Below are 23313 nucleotides of genomic sequence, written 5' to 3'. Positions count from 1 at the left end.
TTAAGGGTTCGAAGGAGCAAGGGGGCTCCATCTACCACTTAATCCGGATACCCTTTATAAAATTGACGATCGAGGTGTGGGGGATGAAGCATAAAGCAGTTTTCTTATTTTTATTTCTTTTAGTATTTTTTCAAAAATCTAATGCAGACTGGATTGGCCCATATGACGTGGGATCAGTCGCTTCCACAGAGCTCGGTAAAGATATAAGTGTGATGGTTGGCGGACAAACTAACCTGGAAGGCTGCCCGAATATTACGATCAGTGAACTATCCTGGTCGCCAGCGGGGGAAGATAACGAAAAAGAATCAATGATAGGTGACATGTTGGTTTCTCTTTTTATGTCAGCTCAGGCTCAAGGTAGGCAAGTCTATTTTGATGTTTTGGCACCATGCTCTGGAGGCCCATTAAAATTTATTCGTGCACGCTTAGAGTACTGAAGAGGATTCTGTAATGAACAAAAAAATAATTTTTATATTTTTTTTGTTGGGGTTTATGGGCGAGGCATGGGGGGCGCAGGGTTCTTGGGTTGGGCCGGTAGAAATAGAAAGTATATATGTAGGGGGCGCCGGTGATGTGGTAGAGATTGGAATTAATGAATCTTCTGTTGAAACATTTCCTTGTGAGCAGTCTGTCTATGCGCCCTTTGAAAATTTTGTCTTCATCAGTGGAGGGGGGGCGAGGCCGGATAGGATGCTGGCCGTTTTGTTGGCGGCGAAATCTCAGGGCTTGGACATAATGGTGCAGATGAATTGTCTTGAGAAATTTGGGATGGATCCTTTTTTGGTGCCGCGCATAGATGCGGTGCGAGCTGTCAAGTAATTAAAAAGAGGGTTGGGGGATGCGGGTTGTCTTATATTTTCTATTGGTGGTTTTTCCAGCTTTATCTTCGGCTTCCTATCAGTGGCTGTCTAGCCACCAGTACGAAATATACCAAGCAGATATCGAAAGTGTTGAGCATGGTCTTGATGGTTATGAAGACATATTTTTAAAGGCACGGCCTGCACACGTCCCAATCGGTGTTGGTATCACCTTTCCTGTGCCAATAGACACGGGATATGAAGATATTCTGCTTTGCGGCAGCGCGTCGGGCACTTTTTCCGTTTGCACACTTTCACCCCAAGCCGTCCTGCCGCTCCACCCCACAGATGATTTTGACTTGCGGGTCGGGGACTTCGATGCCGACGGCATGGTCGATGTTTTTCTGCATTCATTGAATGCAAATGTAAACAGCATTTACTTGAGGAATAGCGCCAATGGTCGTTTTTCCGTAGAGGATCAATTCACCATCCTCGATGGAGTGGCTGTATCTGGAAATCCTGACGTTGCGGTGGGCGGGAAATATGGCGGCGAAGCGGATGAGTTGATCATTAACGGTGATTATTACTCAGAGCTGGAAGATGGGCGTTTTGGCAAAATCGGCGGTGTTCGCCCAATCTATTCATTGGTGGGCGCGTCGGAGTCCTCGTTTTCTGTCGACAAAGGCGCGGCTAACTACACTATCCCGATAATCACCCCTAAAGGTGGCGCGGGTATTACTCCGTCAGTGTCTTTGGACTACTCCAGCAATGGGGGGTACGGCCAAGCGGGGATGGGGTTCCAGATATCCGGGCTGTCCTCCGTAACTCGGTGCGGCCGAAATAAACTTCGGGACGGGTATGTCAGAGCAGCAGATGGGACTGCTCAGGATCTGGCTTGCCTGGATGGTGTTCGGCTGGTCCTGGAGAGCGGCAATTATTGGGCGCAGGGCTCCATTTATCGTCCAGAAAGAGAGAATGGTTCAAAAGTCGTCTATGAGAATGGCGGCTTTGTCGAATATAAGAAAAATGGTGATATCTACTATTACGGCGAAGCGAATAATTCGCGTTCATATGGAAAAATCAACGGTTCCCCTGTTGCGACTTGGGGGCTGAGTTTCGTATCGGACCGGCTGGGCTATGGCTATCGCATCAACTATCTGAGTGGCTATGAAGCTTACTTCCCCGAAGAAATCGTTTACACCGTCCAAAGAGGAGGCGGTGCTGCCGGTTATGCGGGAGTTGAGTTCAAATATGAGGCGGACCCTTATGGTAATACGACGTCTGTCTTAGGGAAAAAAGTTAATCTTGGTCTTAGGCTTGCTTCAGTTGAGAGCTTTTCCGACAACCAAACATTAAGAAAATATTATTTGACGTATGAGAGCAATCCCTCGACTCGCCGTTCCTTGTTAACCCGTTATGCGGAGTGTGACGCTAGAAATAATTGCTTTCAGCCTACCGATTTTGACTGGCAGCTTGGCCCCAGCCCCAGCTTCGCAAACGGAAAATATATAAAATTCCCCAATCAGAGATCAAGTCCAAGCGTCTTTGAAGAAGGGTTGCATCGAGCCGGATTCAATCGATGGGTCGACATTAATAGGGATGGTTTCGATGACTATTGTAGGGTCTCGCCGGCCGCGGGAGGTGCGGAGATTGTGTGCTACACCCAAAACGGGTCGACCGCCTTTACCTTGCTTACCGAAATTGACAATAACTTCGACAGGACTTATTACGAATATGACCGCGACCGGCCTTACGACTATCCAAACTGGAATATCGATCCGGCATGGCGGGATATCAATAATGACGGGTATGTGGATTTCTGTGTTTCGCGCTCCTTGGGAGAGAAACTGACGGCCGGCACGGACACCCTGCAATGCTGGATCAACAATGGTGAGATTGATACTGAATTCAACCAGACCGTGACGGCGGAAATTCCGAGACCCGTTCGGGCTCTGAGTGCTGGGGCTCGCTCTTGGACGGATGTAAATGGTGATGGCGAATTGGACTTTTGTTTCGCATACACCACTGATTCGGAAAAGGATTACATCTCCTGTTCAATAAAGAAAAAAGGGCTTTTTGAATTTGAACCAGGTTTCACGAAAAGAACGGTAGATTTTGGTGGGTATTGGTCTGACATAAATGGTGACGGGCTCCCCGATTTTTGCGTCGTCGAAAAACAGAAAATTACTTGTGATCTGAACAATTCGGGCGTCGACCTGGAAGGTGGGCGTTGGGTTAAGGCCGGATCTAACTTTGTCCGGAATGAGCCAGATAATTTTATCTACGCGGGCGCTACAACAAAGTACTTCTCCGCTGTATTTGTAGATTTTACCGGAAATGGCTATTCCGATTTCTGTCGCATCTACCCTCATAAACAGAATAATTATCATGGTTACAGGGCGTCTTGTCTTGAATCCACCGGCGAAGGCTGGGGCAATGAAGTGGTTTCTTCATTTTTGCCTGTTGTGCAAGCCTATCAGTCTAGCTTCGGTTATGAATCCATGGCTGAAGCAACGCAGTTTATGGACGTTAATTCTGACGGTCTGATGGATTGGTGTGCCGAGGTCGATGCTGAGCTTAACTGCATGATTTCTTCTGCTCAGGGGTTCGGTGATGAAGTTGTCACCTACTCTTTGCCCAGCTTTGGCGGATATGCCGGCCTCAGGCATATCAAAGAGATCAATCGAGGTTGGGCTGACATTAATGGCGACGGGAATTCAAGTTACTGCGTGCTTTACTGGAAGTCCATTGGTGGCCCGGACGCGCCTCCCAACAACCGAGGTATGGCGTGTTACGATTCTGGTTCATCCCAAAAACACGATTACCTTGTGGGTGTGGAAAACGGCTTCGGTCTGGAATATTCCGTAGAATACACGGACATCGCAGACCCGACGGTTTACGAACACAGCCGAGATTTGGGTAGCCAGGGGCAGGTGTTCGCGACGTCCGGGATGAACGTGGTGTCGAAGTTGGGGACATCCAATGGTATCGGGGGCTATAGCGAGCAGGAGTATTTCTATAAAAACTATGGCTATTTGCCTGGTGAGATCGGCGGATTGGGCTTTGAATATATAAAAACCACCTCGGAAAACGGCAATAAGGTCGGCGAGGTTTGGTATGGTCAAAGTGTCTATGAGCACCAAGCGGGCAGGGTAGTCCAAAGCAGAACAAGGCTGAGAGTTAGTTCAGGGCAGCTGGTGACCGTGCGCGAAGAGAATAATGAATGGGAAACCCATTTCTATTCTGGCTTGGGCTATCAGGATATCAGCGCAACCACGGTTTGGGACGGCGTCGAGGCAACCAACTATCGCTATGGCGTTGAGTTGCTCAGCAGCGAAGTGCAGGACTTCGATTTGACTGGGCAGCTCATTCGAACGACGACGACAGAAAACGAATACGATGCAACACAGCTTATTGAACAGTCTATTACCACCGTCGGCCAAAATCAGACCTTCAATAAAGTTATCCACAACAGCTATTACCAAGATGACTATGTGGGTTGGGTGATTGGGCGCTTAAGTGATTCGCAGACCTCTTACTCACACAGCTACGGTGGCATGGCTGCTTCGCCCATAACGCGGGAATCTTCCTGGGAGTATTATCAAAGTGGGTCGCCGTTCTATGGGATGTTGAAGAGCGAGACGGTGGAACCCAACCGGCCTGAGCTTTCTCAAACAACCACCTACACTTATAACTCTTACGGCTTAAAGGCGTCAGTGGTTCAGACTGCCGCCAATGCCAGCCCGCGGTCGACAGATTATTTGTATGACACTCGTGGTCAGTTCATGATCCGGGAGAGCAATGCTCTAGGCCATCAGGTGTCCTATGACTATGATGCAGTGACGGGCAACCTGCTGTCGGTTACTGACCCCAACGGCCTGGTATCGAGTAATGAATACGATTCCGTTGGCAGGAAAACCCGAGAAACCGCCCCTGATGGTACAAGTTCTATCGTGGAGTACAAATCCTGCGCCTTCGGCTGCCCAGCCCAGGCTGTTTATTACACAGAAAGCTGGAGCGAGTCGGCGTCGGGCACGAAAATATCATCCGTTTCTCGTGAGTACATGGACGTGTTGGGCCGAGCGGTGGAAGTGCGCACCCAAGGTTTCAGTGGGGATTGGATCGTCCAGAAAACCGAATATGATTCGCTGGGTTATGAAAAGCGCGTCAGCGAACCCTACTACCAAAGCGCTTCTCCACAGTGGAACGTGGTGAGTTCTCGGGATGTTAAAGGGCGGGTTACCCAAAGAAACAACGCATCAGGTCTGATCGTTGAGATTACTTACAACGGTCTGAGTACGCAGACCATTCGCTCCTGGACGGACCCGTTGAATGGTGCCAGTGAATCCAGAACGAGTTCTGTGCTGAACGATGTTTCGGGCAATAAGCGTAGATCTGTCGATAACGGTGGCAGAACGGTCGCCTTCACCTATGACGCCCTCGGTAATCTCGTTCAGATCGATCTGCCCGGCGGTATGACCGTCACCAATGAGTATGACGTCGCCGGGAGACGAGTCGCTTCCAGCGATCCCAACATCGGTGATTGGAAATACGGTTATGACGCTTTCGGTCAACTGGTCTTGCAAGAGAACGGTGCCGGCCGGCGCGTTTGCCTCTCATACGATGTGTTGGGGCGGAAAGTAAGCCGCACCGATGACTACTCTGTGAGTGCCCCTTGGGCCAGTGCATTGGCTTCCGCCCTGAATGGTTGTCAGGGGCAGATAGCGTCTACCCAATGGAGTTATGACGATACCTCGAAGGGCCTGGGTCGCTTGTCAGGCGTAACGATGGGGACTGGGTATAGCTCTGAGCCCTTCTATGACGCTTTGGGCCGCCCGATACAAACGGAGACCAGCTTTGATGGGGAGACTTACCGCAAGTCGACTTCCTACGAAGCGGGAACGGGACGTGTCAGTACGATCACCCCGACACACAGAGTCTCGGGTCCAGATATTGAGGTGCAATACAGTTACAACGCACGGGGTTTTGTGACGGGGCTCAGTGAGGTGGGGACCCAGACGTCCTTCTGGCAGGTGGTCTCGCAGAATGCCAGGGGCGACGTTACCGAGCGCTTGTTATCCGGGGCATTGATCAATCAGGTCATGGGCTATGATTCAGCGGCCGGCGTCATGACACAGGTGCGGGCGAAAGCCGCGCTGGCCTCCGGCTCTGGCTGGAATATACAAAACGAAAGCTATGTTTACGCCGCCAATGGCAATATGAGGCAGCGGGCTCAAGCTATCTTGGCGATTAACCAGGATCTGGAGGAGACGTTCTCCTACGATTCGCTGGATCGCCTGGTAATGGCGGATGTGGCGAACCTGAACGATGCCAACCTTTCATTCAGTCAAACCGCCCAATACGACGTTGCCGGGAACATCACTGAACGCAACGATGTGGGGGTCTACCAATATGGTGAGGGCTGTGTTCATGAACAGACCTCCTACCAACCCGGGCCGCAGGCGGTTACTTCAGTACAAGGGCAGCGTAATCAGCAATATTGTTATGATGCCGCCGGCAATATGGTGAAGGGAGGAGGCCGGGACATCTCCTACACGGCGTTCAATAAACCGATATCCATCACGTCAGATGATGCGGAGATCGCCTTCGTATACGGTCCGGACCAGAATATGATTAAACGGACCACCGATACCAACAGCGGCATCGTGACCAAGTGGATGTTCGCCGATTACGAGCGCGTTGAAAGTACCGCAAGTGGTGCCCCTTCTTTGAGAGAGCGCTGGACCTTGCCCGGTGGCGTTGTAGTGTCGGTTGAGGACGATGATCTTGAATCGAAGAAGGAGGAGTACCTGTTCTCCGATACACTGGGCAGTGTTGCAGCCGTGACTAACGGCATGGGCGCCGTCAGCGAGCGATATCGTTACGACCCCTGGGGGCGCCCCCGCGAGACCTTGGACTGGAGCGCCATCTCGGACGTTGCCTGGTTCGATATGGAGCGGGACCAGGGTGCCACCGGGAAAGGCTTCACGGGCCATGAGATGTTGGATCAAGTTGGCATCGTCCACATGGGCGGACGAATCTATGACCCGACCATTGGACGTTTCCTGAGCGCGGATCCTGTTGTGAAAGGGCTAGACAATGCTGAGAGCTACAATCGGTATAGCTATGTGTTGAACAGCCCCATGAGCTACACGGATCCCTCGGGCTACTCCTGGTTGAGCGATACTTGGGATGACATAACGGACTTCGTAAAAGATCACTTCAAAGAGGTTCTTGCGGTCTTTAACCCCCAATTGGCGCTGATGGAAGCATCGACTCGTTATGGGGGGCGTGAACTCGCGCGATTCGCCGCGAAGAACAAGTACGCCGGCGAGGTGATAGGGCTGGTTGGTACCGTGGGCTGCTCCCTGAGTTCGGCGGGTGCGGCTACCGCTGGCTGTGTGACAGCATTTCAGGGCTGGACCTCCGGGGCGATGGCCTATGGCACGGGGGCGCCTGTGCAGCAGGCTTTGCTTGCAGGCACTAAATCGGCAGCCTTGGCTTATGCGAATATAAAAGTCGCCGGCGGTATTGCTGATATGAATCTAGGTGCGTTCGGAAGTGGGGTTGCCCATGGGGCAAGAGGCGCCTTCTTCGCCGGCATAGCCGGAGGAGATGTCCGCTCCGGCTTCCTTGGCGGCGCCACCGAAGGTGTCCTGGGTGACTCTATTCAATCCTGGACGGATGGTGATCCTATGCGTGGCACGGTCGCGGCAGCTTTTATCAGCGGGTCTGTGTCTCAGGTAACCGGCGGGAAGTTCGCTGTCGGCGCTGCTACAGGCGCGATGGGGTATTTGTTTAACCAGATGTCTGGAAGAGGATGTAGTGGGCGTCCTTGTAAAGATCGCTCCAATGGTCCGCCTCCCTCCTTGCCACAAGGAGTTGTGGACTTTGCGACGGGCTTTGGGAGTGGTCTTTCGTTCGGTTTGACGGACTATATTAACTCATCCTTAGGGATTGGGAGTTACGATGTTAATTCCTCTTTGTATAAAGGGGCGAATTTTTTGGGGGCGATTCATATGGCTATACTTAGCGGGGGAGCCACTGTGAGCTCAGTTGCTGGCACAAATGCCCTTTCGATTTCAATAACCGGATGGTCTGCCAGCAGCTCCTTTAATAGTATTCGCCAAGGACGCTCAGGTGCCGGCTATGGTCTCTTCACGGACGCTTTCGGCGCGGTGGGATCCTCCGTAATAAGGGGGGTGCCGGGAGGGGCCATCCCGGCAGGGGTTGTTGGTGTTCATTCATCAATGACATCATATTTTATTCAGAATAAGTTGGAGTGAGCGTGGGGGAAAGAGCCTATAGAAATATAGAAGTGGAGTGGGGCAAGGGGGCCTATGGCGTTATATTTATGATGCCTTCCTTGCTTTATTTCCATTACGGCGACATCTTCCTTGTGGTGAGTCTTGTTGCCTTTAATGTGTTGGCGATATACATCCCTCGACCTATAAGGTTCTTGTTCATTAATGATTTACTTTTTAGATTTTTTATTTGTTTGTTTTTTTTTCTTTCTATATTTCTTTGCTTTACTGGTGGTTGGGCAGGTGGTGGTCTGACAGTTATCCCTCCGGTGATTTTGAGTGGCGTCACTTATATTTTTATGTGGGCCTACAAACCTGAAAGAAAGCTCAAAAATTTTGGTTGGGAAAAAATTGAAAATTAGGGTTGCGTAGAGGGTTTATTTTTTTAGTTGTGGGATTGAGCATTCCTTGCGTTCGGTTTTTGGATGGCGTTTTGACAAAAGCGTGATTAATTCGGGGGTAAGTTTATGATGGTGATTGTTTTTAAAGTATGGATTAGGTCGGTGTTTTGGGGGCTTCCCCTTGGCCTTGCAATTGGAGTATATCCCGCTATGGCGGGGACCTGTGGGGCAGGAAAGATCGTCTCAGTGCTCGAAGGTGGTTGGGACTCTAATGATTTTATGATCAAGCTTGATTATTCATCGGCTGATAGTTCACACCCGGGCACAGAAAAGAGCGGCTGGATAGTTTACAAAAGCACGCTGGATGAGCAGCGAATCAACGGGATACGCGCAATGGCATTGGCGGCTTATATCTCGGAAAGGGACGTCGTTGCTTTTACTCACAATGGAAGCTGCAGTGATGCAGGTGAGCTGAAGCTTCAGTAGCAAGGGGCTGTTGTTGAGGTTGCAGAGAGCAATAGTGTTTGTTAAAGGAAAAAGCGCAGCTTTTTGAAGGCGCCAGGAATTTGGTCTTTCTTTAAAGAGATTGGCGTTTAGCGGCAATTTTTGCAATTGGCTCGCTCTGAGCGTCCCTCCCCCCGGGGATTGACTGGTGTTTTCGCATACACGTCAACCGAATTGAAAGCGGCGCTCAGACCAATTTGTAGCACTGCCTAATGCGCGATCACCAGCGCCGCCATCGGATCGGCGAGGTCGAGCAGGTCACCGCAGTCGACCAGCCGGGCGAGGCCGTTGGTGGTGATCACCGCTTCATCGGCGTGCTGAACGCTGAGGCGCACCTGGCTGTCTTGCGCGCCGGTGACGGTCAGGCCGCCGGAGTCCGGGCAGGCCGCCATGGAGGTGGACAGCAGCGGGTCGGTGTCCAGGTCGACGAACCCGGCGGGCTGATCCGGGCCGGTCAGCGTCAGCCGCCCGTGGGCGCCGATGCCCATGCCGCCGGTCATCAGGTCCACGGCGAACGGCACGGCGAAGTGCCTCAGTTGCCATTCACGAACATCCACCACCTGATCTTCTTCCAGGTACTCGAAGGCCAGGGTCAGTCCGGCGTCGCTGACGCTGGCGAAGGGCAGGCCGGCGATCGGGTCCGGTGTCATGCGCAGGGTGCCGTCCAGGCGGGTGCGGTTGCCGTACACGGTGCCGCTCTGGTCTTCGCGCAGATCGGAAACGAAGGCGGTGGCGTCGACCTGGAAGGGCGAGGCCGGGTCGGCGCTGTCGTATTGGAAAACCAGGTCGCCGTCGAGCATCAGATCGGTGTCCGGCCCCAGGGAGATCCGGCAACTTTCATAATGAATCGCGGTGACGCGCCCGGCGCCGTCCGCTTCACTTTCCCTTGCCACGGTGCCGTCGTTGTCACAGGCGGTCACCGGCATCACCACGCTGTACATGTTCAGGTCGTAGGCCACGTTCAGGGCCACCAGATTGGTGACGAACATCACCTCACCCAGTAAGGGCTCGGCGTTTTGCGCGTCCACGGCGATGGCGCGGGCGCCGTCGCTCGGTGGGGCACTGTCCACGGGCTGATGATCGTGATCGCCGCCGCAGGCGGCCAGCAGCACGACAAGGCCGGGCACAGCCCGGCGCGGAAGCGATATGAACTGGAGTGAAGCAAACATGGATATTCCCCCTGGCGGTGCGTTGTTGTTGCGCCGCAGTCTGCCAAGGGGAAAAGACGCCGGCTTTCACCCCCGTCCCGCCGCAATGTGCATTCCGTCCGACTCTGCCTGGCGACTCTGCCTGGGGTCGGACCTCGGCAAGTCACTGAGTTTATTAATTTAAAAAAGTTTTATGGCCGGTATTTAGGGCTTGGCAGGGCTTTTTTGGCGGGCAAATACCGGCTGTTAACACAGGGCGCGCCCGGTCTTTTTCCCCTTAGAAAGGCCTTTTTACTGTCGTAAAAGCAGCCTAAGGGCTGTAAATCTGCCCGTTATTTGATGGTTTTTCTTATAAATCAGTGGCTTGTGGTGGTCCGACCCCGATCAGGTGCCGGCGAGGGCGAGGGAGCGGCCGCCGTCCACGGCCAGGATCTGGCCGGTGACGTAGGGGGCGTCCAGGGCGAGCCAGGTGACCGCGCCGGCGATGTCGTCCGGGTCGCCGGCGCGTTTCAGGGCGCTGGCCTTGAGCACCGCGTCCTGGTCGGCGCCGCCCTGTTCGGGCCACAGGATCGGGCCCGGCGCGACGCCGTTGACGCGCACCGCCGGGCCCAGGTCGCGGGCCAGGCTTTTGGTCATCATCGCCAGGCCGGCCTTGGCCATGCAGTAGAGGGGATGGTCGGCGAGGGGTTTTTCGGCGTACACGTCCACCAGATTGACGATGGCGCCCCGGCCGGAGCGGGCCAGGTCGTCGGCCAGGGCCTGGCTGAGCAGGAAAGGGGCGCGCAGGTTGCTGTGCACCAGCTCGTCCCAGTCGTGGTCGGTGGCCTCGGCCAGGGGGGTGGGGTAGAAGCTGGAGGCGTTGTTGACCAGCAGGTCCAGACCGCCGAAGCAGGCGCGGGCCTCGGCGGCCAGCCGGCGCACGGCGGCCGGATCGCTCAGGTCCGCTTGCAGGCAGGCGGCGCTGTCCGCCCGCGTGGCGTTCAGTTCCGCCGCCAGGGCACGGGCCTCGGCCTCGCTGTTGCGGTAGTGAATCACCACCCGGCAATCGCGGGCGTGCAGGGCGCGGACGATGCGCGCGCCGATGCGGCGGGCGCTGCCGGTGACCAGCGCTATGGCTGCCATCGTTCGAGAAACTCCTTTTTGTATTCCTTGATGACCTTGAGACGCTTTTCGTCCAGGGCCAGGCCCAGGGCCTGGCCGGCCAGGCCCGCTTCGCGCAGGCCGGTCACGTCCACCTGGCGCACCGCCTCGGCCACGCCGGCCAGGTACTCGCCCTGGGGGAACGGCGCCTTGGGGTCGGCGGCGCAGGTGCGCGCGTCCGCTTCGCAGGCGGCCAGAAAAAATTTCAGCCGCCGGGGGCGGCGCACCACGTCCAGGCTGTGCAGCATTTCCCAGACGTCGGCGGGGCGCAGTTTCAGGGCCCGTTGGGCACGCCGCTGCCAGCGCGTCATGGTGACGGCGGCGTCGGCCAGTTCCCGGGAGACCCGCAGGCGCTGGGACATTTCCCGGGCCAGCTGCTCGCCGCGCCGTTCGTGGCCCTTGTGCTCCGGCCAGCCGTCCGGCGGCGTTTCCGCCTTGCCCAGATCGTGACAAAGCAGGGCGTAACGGGACGTCAACGGCAGCTGCTGGCGGGCCGCCTGGGCCAGGCAGCGGTACTGGTGGGTGAGCACGTCCACGGTGGGATGGTGGTCCGGGCACTGGGGCACGCCGTCCAGGTGCGCCAGCTCCGGGAACAGTTCCGCCAGGGCGCCGCAGTCGTGCAGGGTCTGGAAGTAGGCCTGGGGGGAGCGCTCCATCAGGGCGCGGTTGGTTTCCTTCCAGACCCGTTCGGCGGGCAGGTGGGTCAGTTCGCCGCTGATGGTGATGCGGGTCATCAGTTCGACGGTTTCCTCGGCCACGCGGAAGCCCATCCAGCGATAGCGGGCGGCCAGCCGCGCCACCCGCAGCACCCGCAACGGGTCCTCGGTGAACGCCGGCGACACATGGCGCAGCAGCCGCGCCTTGAGGTCCCGCTTGCCGCCGAAGGGGTCGATGATTTCGCCGTCGGCGGTGCGCGCCATGGCGTTGACGGTCAGATCCCGGCGGACCAGGTCCTGCTCCAGGGACACGTCCGGTTCCGCGTGGAAGACGAAACCGGTGTAGCCGTGGCCGCTTTTGCGCTCGGTGCGCGCCAGCGCGTATTCCTCCCGGGTGTCCGGATGCAGGAACACGGGAAAGTCCTTGCCCACCGGTTTGAAGCCCTGATCGATGAGCTGCTGTGGGGTGGCACCCACCACGACCCAGTCTCGTTCCTTGACCGGCAGGCCCAGCAGTTCGTCACGAACCGCTCCGCCTACTAAATAAATATCCATTTGTTGTCACCCACCCTTTGCAGCAGAATATTCTCGCGAGCCGCGGTGCTGTACAAGCCCGCGGCTTTTTTTGGCCCGCCGTGCGTGGCGCGCGCCCTGTGCGCCGTCGCCGGAGGGCCTTCTCAGGTATCCCCATCGTTGCCCGGTCAAGGTATTGTCCCCGGCCTCCGGAGCCTTCACAACCTCGCCGCAACCGCGCCACCATACGCAAGGAATGACATGAACACCTTGGCCGCCTATCTGATCGTGATCGCCGTTTGGGCGACTACGCCGTTGGGCATCAAATGGAGCGGCGAGGCGCTGCCGGCGTTCGCCGCCGCCGGCGGGCGCATGGCGCTGGCGGCGTTGCTCGGGGTGCTGTGGTTGCTGGCGCGCCGCCAGGGGCTGCCATTGCACCGCCGCGCGCTGGCCAGCTACGGCGCCGCCCTGCCGGGCATTTTCGGGGCCATGGGCTGCAGCTACATGGCGGCGCGGGATCTGCCTTCCGGGCTGATTTCGGTGGTGTTCGGCATGGCGCCGTTGATTTCCGGGGTGATGTTGCTGGCGGTACGCGGCGGCGCCCGCTTCAATGCCTGGCACTGGCTGGCCTGCCTGTTGGGGTTGGCCGGGCTGGCGCTGGTGTTCGGCGACAGCCTGGCGGCCCTGGGCCGGGGCGACGTGGCGCTGGCGGGGCGCGTTCGCGGCATGCTGTGGATTCTGGCGGCGGTGAGCCTGTTCGCCCTGTCGGGCATCGTGGTGCAGCGGGTCGGCGCCGGCCTGGCGCCCATGCAGCAGACCGTGGGCGGGCTGATCGCCTCGCTGCCGCTGTACGGCCTGGCGGTGCTGGTCACCGGCCAGGGTGTGCAGTGGAGCGGCGATGTGCGCGGTCTCGGGGCGATCGTCTATCTGGCGGTGTTCGGTTCCCTGGTGGGCTTCTATTGCTACTTCCTGGTGCTGACCCGGCTGCCGGCGGCCACCGTGGCACTGGTCACGTTGATCACGCCGGTGCTGGCGCTGTCCCTGGGCGCCTGGCTCAACGATGAGCAGCTCGGCCCGCGGGTGCTGGCCGGGGCGGCGGTGATCGTCGCCGCCCTGGGGTTGTACCTGTTCGGCGACCGGCGGGTGCGCCGGCAGGTCGTTTCCGCCACAGTCGGTGACGGATAAGATCATTGTACGGCGCCCGGTGGCTGGGTAGGGTCGGTGAACCACGATGGGAGAGAGACCTTCATGAAAACGCGTCTTACCGAATTGCTGGGTACCCGCTACCCGATCATCCAGGGCGGCATGCAGAACGTGGGCTACGCGGAGCTGGCCTCCGCGGTGTCCAACGCCGGCGCCCTGGGCATCATCACCGGCCTGACCCAGCCCACGCCGGAGGATCTGGCCCGGGAAATCGCCCGCTGCCAGGAGATGACCGACCAGCCGTTCGGCGTCAACCTGACCCTGCTGCCGACCATCAAGCCGGTGCCCTATGAGGAATACGCCCGGGCCATCGTCGAGTCCGGCGTCAAGATCGTGGAAACCGCCGGGCGCAGCCCGGAGCCGTTCATGGCCCTGTTCAACGAGCACGGCGTCAAGGTGATCCACAAGTGCACCTCGGTGCGTCACTCCCTGAAGGCCCAGAGCCTGGGCTGCGCGGCGGTGTCCGTGGACGGCTTCGAGTGCGCCGGCCATCCGGGCGAGGACGATGTCACCAACCTGGTGCTGCTGCCCGCCGCCGCCAAGGTGCTGGACATCCCCATGGTCGCCTCCGGCGGCATCGGCACCGGCGCGCAGATGGCCGCCTGTCTGGCCCTGGGCGCCGACGGCATCAACATGGGCACGCGCTTCATGGCCACCAAGGAAGCGCCCATCCACGATAACATCAAGCGCGCCATCGTCGAGGGCAGCGAGCGCGACACGGCGCTGGTCTACCGGCCGCTGCGCAACACCGCCCGGGTCTACAAGAACAAGGTGGCGGAGCGGGTCAACGAGATCGAGCGTGAAGCCGGCAAGGACATGAAGTTCGAGCTGATCAGCGATCTGGTGGCCGGCGCCAAGGGCAAGGTGGCGCTCAAGGAAGGCGACGTGGACTACGGCATCTGGACCAGCGGCATGGTGCAGGGCCTGATCGACGCCATTCCGTCCTGCGACGAGCTGGTGGCCTCGATCATCGAGGAGTGCACCGCCACCATCCGTCAGCGGCTGGTGAGCCTGCTCGACTGAGCGAACACCACCAGGTGTTCCAGATCCAGACGCACCGCCACGCCCGTGCCTTCCGCATGGGCGTGGTGGCTGTTGGCCAGGCAGGGCAGCCGCTGGCCGTTGTCCAGTTCCAGCGTGTAGAGCATGCGCGCCCCCCGGAACAGACACTCCACCACCCGCGCCCGGCGCGGCCCGGCGTCGTCGATCACCAGATCGTCCGGCCTGACCAGCACGTCCACCTCGGCGCCCGGCGCCAGCCCCGGCGGTAGCGGCCCGCGCAGCTCGCCCAGGGCGGTGTCCACCCGGTCCACGTCCCGCACCCGTCCCGGCATCAGCACGCCGCCACCGATAAAGTCCGCCACCGTGCGGTCCGCCGGCTGATGGTAGACCCGGTAGGGCGTGTCCCATTGCCGCAGTTCCCCGCCGTGCATCACGCCCACCTGATCGGCCAGCGCGAAGGCCTCGTTCTGGTCGTGGGTGACGAACAGCGCGGTGATGCCCTCGCGCAGCAGAATCTGGCGCACCTCACGGCTGATCTGTTCGCGCAGTTCCGCGTCCAGGGCCGAGAACGGCTCGTCCAGCAGCAGCAGGCGCGGCCGGGGCGCCAGCGCCCGGGCCAGGGCCACCCGCTGTTGCTGGCCGCCGGACAACTGGTGCGGATAGCGGTCGCCGAGGCCGGGCAGGCCGACCCGCGCCAGCAGCTCGGCGACCCGGGCCCGGCGTGCCGCCGGCGGCTGCCGGTGCAGGCCGAAGGCGATGTTGTCGGTGACGTTGAGGTGCGGAAACAGGGCGATGTCCTGGAACACCATGCCCACCCGGCGCTGCTCCGGCGGGGTCTGCCGGTGCGCCTCGGCCACCGGCTCGCCGTCCAGCAGCACGCGGCCGCCGTCGGGAGCGAGGAAGCCGGCGATCAGCCGCAGCAGCGAGGTCTTGCCGCAGCCGGACGGGCCGATCAGGCAGCCGATGCGGCCTTCGTCCAGGGTCAGGCTGACCAGGTCCAGCACCGGCTGGTGGTCGAAACGCAGGGAAAGACGATCCAGAGTCAGCATAACGAAACGCTCATCGTGACGGGGCGTGGGGCACGCGCATGGAACGGGTCAGCAGGATCACCGGCGCCACCCCGGCCAGCAGGATGGCCAGCGCCGGCAGGGCGGCGTCCGCCAGCCGTTCATCGGAGGCCAGTTCGAAGGCGCGCACCGCCAGGGTGTTGGTGTTGAAGGGGCGCAGTACCAGCGCCGCCGGCAGTTCCTTGAGGGTGTCCACGAACACCAGCAGGGCGCTGGTGGCCAGCGGCACCCGCAGCAGCGGCAGATGCACCCGCCGCAACAGGCCGGCGGGGCGGGCGCCCAGGGAGCGGGCGGCGCTGTCCAGATTGGGCGACAGGTTCTGCAGGCCGGCGTCCAGGCCCTGCACCGGGATGGTCAGAAAGCGCACCGTGCAGGCGAAGATCACGGCGAACAGGGTGCCGGAAAACAGTAGCCCCGGCCCCGGCAGGCCGACGGCGGTGAGCAGGTCGTTGAGGCCCCGGTCCAGGCCGGCCAGCACCATCACCACGCCCACCGCCAGTACCGTGCCCGGCACCGCGTAACCGAATCCGGCCAGCCGCGCGGCGGCCCGCCGGGGCCGGTCGGCGCGCAGCCGCCGGGCCCAGATCAGCAGCAGCCCCAGGGCGGTGGCCGCCAGCGCGGTGCTGGCGGCGATCAGCAGGCTGGTGCCGAGCAGCGCCAGGAAGTCCGGCGCCAGCAGGCCGCGCCAGCGGGGCAGGCTCCAGAGCGCCAGTTGCAGCACCGGCAGCAGGAAGCCGAGTACGATAGGCAGCCACAGCAGCGCCGCCAGCAGCAGCCCGGGCAGCGGGCGCAGCGGCGTGGCCGGGGCCGGCGGGCCGCCGCCGGCGATGCGCCGCTGCTGGCGGGCGTGGCGCTCCACCCACAACAGCACCACCATCGCCAGCAGCAGCACGCCGGCCAGCTGCGCCGCCGCCAGCCGGTCGCCGAGCCCGAACCAGGTGCGGTAGATGCCGGTGCTCAGGGTGGGCACGCCGAAATAGGCCACGGTGCCGTAGTCCGCCAGGGTCTCCATCAGCACCAGCGCCAGGCCGGCGACGATGGCCGGCCTGGCCAGCGGCAGCGCCACCCGGAAGAAGCGCCGCCAGGGCCCGGCGCCCAGGGTGCGCGCCACCTCCTGGGCCAGCGCCGCCTGGCTGACGAAGGCGGCCCGCGCCATCAGGTACACATAGGGGTAAAGCACCAGGGTAAACATGGCCACCGCCCCGGCGGGGCCGCGGATGTCCGGCAGGGGGATCGCCAGCGCCCGCTGCAGGGCCCCCTCGCTGGCCAGCAGGCCGGTCCAGGTGTAGGCGATCAGGTAGGCGGGGCAGGCCAGCGGCAGCAGCAGCGCCCATTCCAGCAGCCGGCGCCCGGGAAAACGCAACCGCGCCACGGCCCAGGCGGCGCCCACGCCGATCACCAGGGCGCCCAGGCCGGTGCCCAGGGCCAGCAGCAGCGACAGGCGCACATAGCCGGGCAGCACCGTGGCGCGCAGGTGCGCCCAGTTGGGGGAGGCGCCGGCCAGCCAGCTGCCGGCCACCACCAGCACCGGCGCGGCCAGCGCCAGGGCCAGAATCAGCAGCAGCCAGGAGCGGCCGCCCGCCGCGGACCGCAACGGCTTATTTCCAGCCGGCCTGGTCCATCACCTTGACGGCGTCGGCGTTCAGCTCACCCAGCTTCACCAGCGGCAGGTCGTCCTGCTTGAACTCGCCCCAGCTTTGCAGCAGCTCGCTGGTGGGCACGCCGGGGCGCACCGGGTACTCGTGGTTGGTCTCCGCGTACCACTGTTGGGATTCGTCGCTGACCAGGAATTCCAGCAGCTTTTGCGCGTTGTCGGGGTTCGGGGCGTTGGCGGCGACGCCGGCGCCGGAGATGTTGACGTGGATGCCACGGCCGTCCTGATTCGGCCAGAACACCCGCACCCGGTGGGCGATGTCGCGGGTCTCATCGTCCTGATCGGCCTGCATCATGCCGAGATAGTAGGTGTTCACCACCGCCAGATCGCAGTCGCCGGCGGCCACCGCCTTGATCTGGTCGCGGTCGCCGCCCACCGGATCCCGGGCCATGTTGGCCACCAGACCCTCGGCCCATTCGCGGGTGGCCTGCTCGCCGTCGTGGGCGATCAGGCTGGCCACCAGGGACTGGTTGTAGATGTTGTCCGAGGAGCGGATGCAGATGCGGTCGGCCCATTGCTCGTCGGCCAGGGCTTCGTAGGTGGACAGGTTGGCCGGGTCCACCCGGTCCGGGGCGTAGACGATCACCCGGCCGCGCACCGACAGGCCGAACCAGCGGCCTTCGGGCTCGCGCAGGGCCGGCGGCACCTGGCGGTCCAGTTCCTGGCTGCTGGTGGCGGCCAGCAGGCCTTCCTGCTGGGCGCGGTACAGCCGGCCGGCGTCCACGGTGATCAGCACGTCGGCGGGGCTGTGTTCGCCCTCCGCCTTCATGCGTTCCACCAGGGCATCGGCGCTGCCGGTGATCAGGTTCACGGTGGTGCCGGTCTGTTCGGAGAAGCGGTCCAGAAGCGGCTTGATCAGCGCTTCCTTGCGGGCGGAGTAGACGTTCACTTCGTCGGTTTGCGTGCCGCAACCGGTGGTGATCAGGGCGGCGACGAGCAGGGAAACGAGCAGGCCAAGACGGCGCATGGGGAAAGGCTCCAGGCAGAAAACACGCGCCGGATACAATCATTAATGAGAATATTTATCAATCAAGGCACCGGACGTATCTGCCCGGTGCCGGCGTGCCCGGTGGCGGCTCAGGGCGCGGGCATCGACAGCCGTTCCACCACGGTGCCGTTGTCGATGCTCTCCAGGTGCACGTCGAAGCCCCACAGGCGGTGCAGATGGCGCAGCACCTCGCGGCCACTGTCCGCGTCCAGGGGGCGGTGGTGCTGGCGGATATGCTGCAGGGTCAGGGAGCGGTCGCCGCGTACGTCGGCATGGTAAACCTGGATATTGGGCTCCTGGATGCTCAGGTTGTACTGCTCCGAGAGCCGGTTGCGGATCAGGTAGTAGCCACGGTCATCGTGGATGGCGTCGATTTCGATATAGTCCCGCTCGGCGTCGTCGAACAGGCTGAACAGCTTGAACTCGCGGATCAATCGGGGCGACAGGAACTGCTGGATAAAGCTCTCGTCCTTGAAGCTCTCCATGGCGAACTTGAGGGTTTTCAGCCAGTCGCTGCCGGCCATGTCCGGGAACCAGCGCCGGTCCTCCTCGGTGGGGTCCTCGCAGATGCGGCGGATGTCGGTGAACATGGCGAACCCCAGGGCGTAGGGGTTGATGCCGGAGTAATAGGGGGAATCGAATGGCGGCTGGTAGACCACCTGGCTGTGGTTCTGCAGAAACTCCAGCATGAAACCGTCGCCCACCTGGCCGCTGTCGTAGAGGTCGTGGAGCAGGGTGTAATGCCAGAAGGTGGCCCAGCCCTCGTTCATGACCTTGGTCTGCCGCTGTGGGTAGAAGTACTGGGCCATCTTGCGCACGATGCGCAGAATCTCCCGCTGCCAGGGCTCCAGCAAGGGGGCGTTTTTTTCCAGGAAATAGAGCAGGTTTTCCTGGGGCTCCGCCGGAAAGCGGCGGCTGGGCTCGCGGCGCTGCACCGCCGGCTGCAGTTCCGGGAACGTCTTCCACAACTCCGACACCTGCCGCTGCAGCACTTCCTCGCGCTCCCGCTGGCGCTGCCGTTCCCGCTGGGCGGAGATCGGCGTGGGGCGCTTGTAGCGATCCACGCCGTAGTTCATCAGCGCGTGGCAGGAATCCAGGGTCTCTTCCACCGCCGCCACGCCATGGCGCTGCTCGCACTCGGCGATGTAATGGCGGGCAAACACCAGGTAGTCGATGATCGCCGAGGCGTCGGTCCAGGTCTTGAACAGGTAGTTGCCCTTGAAGAAGGAGTTGTGGCCGTAGCTGGCGTGGGCGATCACCAGGGCCTGCATGGTGATGGTGTTCTCTTCCATCAGGTAGGCGATGCAGGGGTTGGAGTTGATCACGATCTCGTAGGCCAGCCCCATCTGCCCGCGCCGGTAGCGGCCTTCCACCTCCACGAACTGCTTGCCGAAGGACCAGTGGTTGTAGCCCACCGGCATGCCCACCGAGGAGTAGGCGTCCATCATCTGTTCCGAGGAGATCACCTCGATCTGGTTGGGGTAGGTGTCCAGGCCGTACTTGCCGTGGGCCAGCTCGGCGATGGCCTGGTCGTAGCGGGCCAGGGTGTCGAAGTCCCAATCCGAGCCGGTGGAGAGAAGTTTGCTTTCGGTCACCGTCATGCCGCCTCCATCCGCTTTTTGAACAGACGCCGGAATACCGGATAGATGTCGCCGGGTTCGTCGAGCTGGGCCATGGAGAAGCTGTCGCCGTGCCGGTCCTGCACGCTCTGGTACTGCTCCCACAGGGCCTGGTGGCTGCGCGGCATCACTTCCACGTAGGAGAAGTGCTGCAGGCGCGGCAGCAACTCCTTCTCCAGCAGGCGCGCGCAGGACGGAGAATCATCGTTCCAGTTGTCGCCGTCGGAGGCCTGGGCGGCGTACAGGTTCCATTCGTCCACCGGGTAGCGCTGCTTGATGATGTCCAGGGTCAGCTTGAGCGCGCTGGAGACGATGGTGCCGCCGGTTTCCCGGGAATAGAAGAACTCCTCCTCGGTCACCTCCTTGGCGCTGGTGTGATGGCGGATAAACACTACTTCCGTGTGCTCGTAGTTCCGTTGCAGGAACAGATAGAGCAGCAGGAAGAAGCGCTTGGCCAGGTCCTTCATGTCCTGGTTCATGGAGCCGGACACATCCATGATGCAGAACATCACCGCCCGGCTCACCGGGGTCGGCACCTGGACGTGGTGGTTGTAGCGCAGATCCACTTCGTCCAGAAACGGAATACGTTCCAGCCGCCGCTGCAGGCGCGTGATCTGCTCTTCCAGTTCCGCCAGCCGCTGATGGCGCTCCGGCGACTGGTCCTGGCGCAGCAGGGCGTCGCGCTCCTCCTTGAGCAGGCGCAGCCGCTTGCGGCTGGCGGACGACAGGGCGCGCCGGCGCATGGAGGCCTGGCGCATGGAGCGCACGATATTGATCTTGGCGGGCAGGCCGTGGCTGACGATGCCGCCGTGGCGGCGGTGAAAATTGCGGGTGCCCTGCAGGTGGCGTTTCACCAGATTGGGCAGGGCCAGATCCTCGAACAGAAAGTTGAGGAATTCGCGCTGGTCGATCTCGAAGGCGAATTCGTCCTCGCCATCGCCGCTGTCGCCGGCCTTCTGGCCGCCGGCGCCGCCCTGGCCACCGGACGGTTTTTTGATGCGGTCGCCCTGCTGGAATTCCTTGTTGCCCGGGTGCACCACGTTGCGGCGGCCGCCGGCGCCATGGTGGAAGCCGGGCTCGGACAGGTCTTTGCGCGGGATGGAGATGCGCTCGCCCTGTTCCATATCGGTGATCGAGCGCCGCCCCACCGCGTCGTTCACCGCTTCGCGGATATGGCGCCGGTAGCGCTCCAGAAAGCGCTGCCGGTTCACCGTGCTTTTGTGCTTGCCGTTAAGACGCCGGTCGATGATGTAGCTCATGGGCTTACTCCGGAAGCAACTGCCTTTATTGGGCTTTCCGTACGCGCAGGTACCATTCCGACAGCAGGCGCACCTGCTTCTCGGTGTAGCCCCGGTCCATCATCCGTTTGACGAAGTTGTCGTGCTTGCGGCGGTCGTCCTCGCTGCCCTTGGGATTGAACGAGATCACCGGCAGCAGATCTTCGGTGTTGGAGAACATTTTCTTCTCGATCACGTCGCGCAGCTTCTGGTAGCTCATCCAGCTGGGATTGCGGCCGGCGTTGTTGGCGCGGGCTCGCAGCACGAAGTTGACCACCTCGTTGCGGAAGTCCTTGGGGTTGGAGATGCCCGCCGGCTTCTCGATTTTTTCCAGCTCCTCGTTGAGGGCCTGGCGGTCGAAGATCTCGCCGGTGTCCGGATCACGGAATTCCTGGTCCTGAATCCAGAAGTCCGCGTACATCACGTAGCGGTCGAAAATGTTCTGGCCGTATTCGGAGTAGGACTCCAGGTAGGCGGTCTGGATTTCCTTGCCGATGAACTCCACGTAATGCGGCACCAGGTATTCCTTGATAAAGCGGCGGTACTGGTCCTGCCGCTCCTGGGAATACTGCTCCTGTTCGATGCGCTGCTCGAGCACGTGCATCAGATGCACCGGGTTGGCCGCCACCTCGGTGTGGTCGAAGTTGAACACCTTGGAAAGAATCTTGAAGGCAAAGCGGGTGGAAAGCCCGTCCATGCCCTCGTCCACGCCGGCCATGTCGCGATATTCCTGGATCGACTTGGCGCGCGGGTCGATATCCTTCAGGTTTTCGCCGTCGTAGATGCGCATCTTAGAGTAAATGCTGGAGTTCTCCGGTTCCTTGAGACGGGTAAGCACCGAAAACTGGGCCAGCATGCGCAGGGTATCCGGGGCGCAGTGCGCTTCGCGCAGGCTGGAGTTGCGCAGCAGCTTGTCGTAGATCTGCTGCTCCTCGGTGACGCGCAGGCAGTAGGGCACCTTGACGATATAGACCCGGTCGATAAAGGCCTCGTTGTTCTTGTTGTTCTTGAAGGTCTGCCATTCCGCTTCGTTGGAGTGCGCCAGCACGATGCCGTCGAACGGAATCGCGCCCATGTGCTCGGTGCCGTTGTAGTTGCCCTCCTGGGTGGCGGTGAGCAACGGGTGCAGCACCTTGATCGGCGCCTTGAACATTTCCACGAATTCCAGCAGGCCCTGGTTGGCCCGGCACAGACCGCCGGAGAAGCTGTAGGCGTCCGGGTCTTCCTGGGCGAAGTCCTCCAGCTTGCGGATGTCCACCTTGCCCACCAGGGAGGAGATGTCCTGGTTGTTCTCGTCACCGGGTTCGGTCTTGGCCACCGCCACCTGATCGAGAATCGAGGGGTAGCGTTTGACCACCCGGAACTGGCTCAGATCGCCGCCGAATTCCTTGAGCCGCTTCACCGCCCAGGGCGACATGATGGTGTTCACGTAGCGGCGGGGTATGCCGTATTCCTCTTCCAGAATGGGGCCGTCCTCCTCCGGGTCGAACAGGCCCAGGGGAGACTCGTTCACCGGCGAATCCTTGATCGCGTAGAACGGAATCTTCTGCATCAGCGCCTTGAGTTTTTCCGCCAGCGAGGATTTGCCACCGCCCACCGGGCCCAGCAAATAAAGAATCTGCTTGCGTTCTTCCAGGCCCTGGGCGGCGTGCCGGTAGTAGCTGACGATGTTTTCGATCACGTCTTCCAGGCCGTAGAACTCGGAGAACGCCGGGTAGCGCCGGATCATTTTGTTGGAAAAGATGCGGGAGAGGCGCGGGTCCTTGGAGGTGTCCACCAGTTCCGGCTCGCCGATGGCCATCAGCATGCGCTCGGCGGCCGAGGCGTAGACGCCGGGGTCGGTCTTGCACAGGGCCAGGTAATCCTCCAGGGACATTTCATCTTCCTGGGCGGCATCGAACCGGGCCTGGTAGTGGCGAAGAATACTCATGCCTTACTCCCTCCTGACGATGGGGAATCGGTGGAATCAAACGGATGCCATGCCAGTTCCGTTCCAACTTCGCGGCGCGGCGCGAACCGCGGCGGGAAAAAAGAGGCGAGAAAAAACGGGACGGCGGAAAGAATTAAAGCGGGCCCGTGCCACCGGGCGGTGGTCAGGAA

General features: G+C 60.6%; 16 protein-coding genes. 7 read left to right on the top strand and 9 right to left on the bottom strand.

Annotated elements, in window-relative coordinates; translation table 11 throughout:
• The 5 genes from IM760_RS15915 to IM760_RS15895 all read left to right on the top strand — a co-directional run.
• A partial coding sequence (locus IM760_RS15915) for a hypothetical protein (protein ID WP_204431232.1) occupies positions 1-437 on the top strand: 437 nt, incomplete at its 5' end.
• 13 nt (positions 438-450) lie between these two features.
• Entirely contained in the window at positions 451-819 is a 369-nt protein-coding gene (locus IM760_RS15910) for a hypothetical protein (protein ID WP_204431231.1), read from the top strand.
• Between the two features lie 19 nt (positions 820-838).
• Complete coding sequence (locus IM760_RS15905; RefSeq protein WP_204431229.1) at positions 839-8083, top strand: RHS repeat-associated core domain-containing protein; 7245 nt, start codon at positions 839-841, stop codon at positions 8081-8083.
• A gap of 2 nt (positions 8084-8085) precedes the next feature.
• Positions 8086-8463: a hypothetical protein gene (locus tag IM760_RS15900; protein WP_204431224.1), complete on the top strand. Its 378-nt coding sequence runs from the start codon at positions 8086-8088 to the stop codon at positions 8461-8463.
• Between the two features lie 105 nt (positions 8464-8568).
• Positions 8569-8928 (top strand): hypothetical protein, encoded by a 360-nt coding sequence (locus IM760_RS15895; protein WP_204431220.1) that lies wholly within the window; start codon positions 8569-8571, stop codon positions 8926-8928.
• A 227-nt stretch (positions 8929-9155) separates the two neighbouring features.
• Here IM760_RS15895 and IM760_RS15890 read toward each other — a convergent pair whose 3' ends face one another.
• The 3 genes from IM760_RS15890 to IM760_RS15880 form a co-directional block, all read right to left on the bottom strand.
• Positions 9156-10073, bottom strand: a complete 918-nt coding sequence (locus tag IM760_RS15890) for a hypothetical protein (RefSeq protein ID WP_204431219.1) — start codon at positions 10071-10073, stop codon at positions 9156-9158.
• 405 nt (positions 10074-10478) lie between these two features.
• On the bottom strand, positions 10479-11216 hold the full coding sequence (locus IM760_RS15885; RefSeq protein WP_204431218.1) for a pteridine reductase: 738 nt from the start codon (positions 11214-11216) through the stop codon (positions 10479-10481).
• Positions 11204-12445: a multifunctional CCA addition/repair protein gene (locus tag IM760_RS15880; protein ID WP_204431216.1), complete on the bottom strand. Its 1242-nt coding sequence runs from the start codon at positions 12443-12445 to the stop codon at positions 11204-11206. Before IM760_RS15880 ends, IM760_RS15885 begins: the two co-directional genes overlap by 13 nt.
• Before the next feature lie 219 nt (positions 12446-12664).
• Here IM760_RS15880 and IM760_RS15875 point away from each other — a divergent pair, with 219 nt between their 5' ends.
• Entirely contained in the window at positions 12665-13588 is a 924-nt protein-coding gene (locus tag IM760_RS15875) for a DMT family transporter (protein WP_204431214.1), read from the top strand.
• A 63-nt stretch (positions 13589-13651) separates the two neighbouring features.
• On the top strand, positions 13652-14629 hold the full coding sequence (locus tag IM760_RS15870) for an NAD(P)H-dependent flavin oxidoreductase (RefSeq protein WP_204431213.1): 978 nt from the start codon (positions 13652-13654) through the stop codon (positions 14627-14629).
• On the opposite strand, the gene IM760_RS15865 is transcribed toward IM760_RS15870, so the two are convergent.
• From IM760_RS15865 to IM760_RS15840, 6 genes are all read right to left on the bottom strand, one after another.
• The gene (locus IM760_RS15865; RefSeq protein WP_204431212.1) at positions 14602-15657 is read right to left on the bottom strand and encodes an ABC transporter ATP-binding protein; all 1056 of its coding nucleotides are present in this window, start codon (positions 15655-15657) and stop codon (positions 14602-14604) included. The two genes, IM760_RS15870 and IM760_RS15865, sit on opposite strands and share 28 nt — an antisense overlap.
• A gap of 10 nt (positions 15658-15667) precedes the next feature.
• Entirely contained in the window at positions 15668-17269 is a 1602-nt protein-coding gene (locus tag IM760_RS15860; protein ID WP_204431211.1) for an ABC transporter permease, read from the bottom strand.
• 4 nt (positions 17270-17273) lie between these two features.
• Positions 17274-18296 carry a Fe(3+) ABC transporter substrate-binding protein gene (locus IM760_RS15855; protein WP_204431210.1) on the bottom strand — a complete coding sequence of 341 codons (1023 nt, stop codon included), beginning with the start codon at positions 18294-18296 and terminating at the stop codon, positions 17274-17276.
• 110 nt (positions 18297-18406) lie between these two features.
• Positions 18407-19918: a SpoVR family protein gene (locus IM760_RS15850; RefSeq protein WP_204431208.1), complete on the bottom strand. Its 1512-nt coding sequence runs from the start codon at positions 19916-19918 to the stop codon at positions 18407-18409.
• Positions 19915-21195 carry a YeaH/YhbH family protein gene (locus IM760_RS15845; RefSeq protein ID WP_204431206.1) on the bottom strand — a complete coding sequence of 427 codons (1281 nt, stop codon included), beginning with the start codon at positions 21193-21195 and terminating at the stop codon, positions 19915-19917. Before IM760_RS15845 ends, IM760_RS15850 begins: the two co-directional genes overlap by 4 nt.
• 25 nt (positions 21196-21220) lie before the next feature.
• Positions 21221-23143 carry a PrkA family serine protein kinase gene (locus tag IM760_RS15840; protein WP_204431205.1) on the bottom strand — a complete coding sequence of 641 codons (1923 nt, stop codon included), beginning with the start codon at positions 23141-23143 and terminating at the stop codon, positions 21221-21223.
• Between the last annotated feature and the right edge of the window lie 170 nt (positions 23144-23313).

The sequence above is a fragment of the Alloalcanivorax marinus genome (assembly GCF_016906305.1).
Taxonomy (GTDB): domain Bacteria; phylum Pseudomonadota; class Gammaproteobacteria; order Pseudomonadales; family Alcanivoracaceae; genus Alloalcanivorax; species Alloalcanivorax marinus.
This window is presented reverse-complemented; position numbering and strand designations above follow the sequence as displayed.

Bases quoted from the DNA above. Each gene is read 5' to 3' on its own strand.
- IM760_RS15910 (WP_204431231.1), top strand. From the start codon at position 451: ATGAACAAAAAAATAATTTTTATATTTTTTTTGTTGGGGTTTATGGGC.
- IM760_RS15905 (WP_204431229.1), top strand. From the start codon at position 839: ATGCGGGTTGTCTTATATTTTCTATTGGTGGTTTTTCCAGCTTTATCT.
- IM760_RS15895 (WP_204431220.1), top strand. From the start codon at position 8,569: ATGATGGTGATTGTTTTTAAAGTATGGATTAGGTCGGTGTTTTGGGGG.
- IM760_RS15885 (WP_204431218.1), bottom strand. From the start codon at position 11,216: ATGGCAGCCATAGCGCTGGTCACCGGCAGCGCCCGCCGCATCGGCGCG.
- IM760_RS15880 (WP_204431216.1), bottom strand. From the start codon at position 12,445: ATGGATATTTATTTAGTAGGCGGAGCGGTTCGTGACGAACTGCTGGGC.
- IM760_RS15875 (WP_204431214.1), top strand. From the start codon at position 12,665: ATGAACACCTTGGCCGCCTATCTGATCGTGATCGCCGTTTGGGCGACT.
- IM760_RS15870 (WP_204431213.1), top strand. From the start codon at position 13,652: ATGAAAACGCGTCTTACCGAATTGCTGGGTACCCGCTACCCGATCATC.
- IM760_RS15865 (WP_204431212.1), bottom strand. From the start codon at position 15,657: ATGCTGACTCTGGATCGTCTTTCCCTGCGTTTCGACCACCAGCCGGTG.
- IM760_RS15855 (WP_204431210.1), bottom strand. From the start codon at position 18,296: ATGCGCCGTCTTGGCCTGCTCGTTTCCCTGCTCGTCGCCGCCCTGATC.
- IM760_RS15850 (WP_204431208.1), bottom strand. From the start codon at position 19,918: ATGACGGTGACCGAAAGCAAACTTCTCTCCACCGGCTCGGATTGGGAC.
- IM760_RS15845 (WP_204431206.1), bottom strand. From the start codon at position 21,195: ATGAGCTACATCATCGACCGGCGTCTTAACGGCAAGCACAAAAGCACG.
- IM760_RS15840 (WP_204431205.1), bottom strand. From the start codon at position 23,143: ATGAGTATTCTTCGCCACTACCAGGCCCGGTTCGATGCCGCCCAGGAA.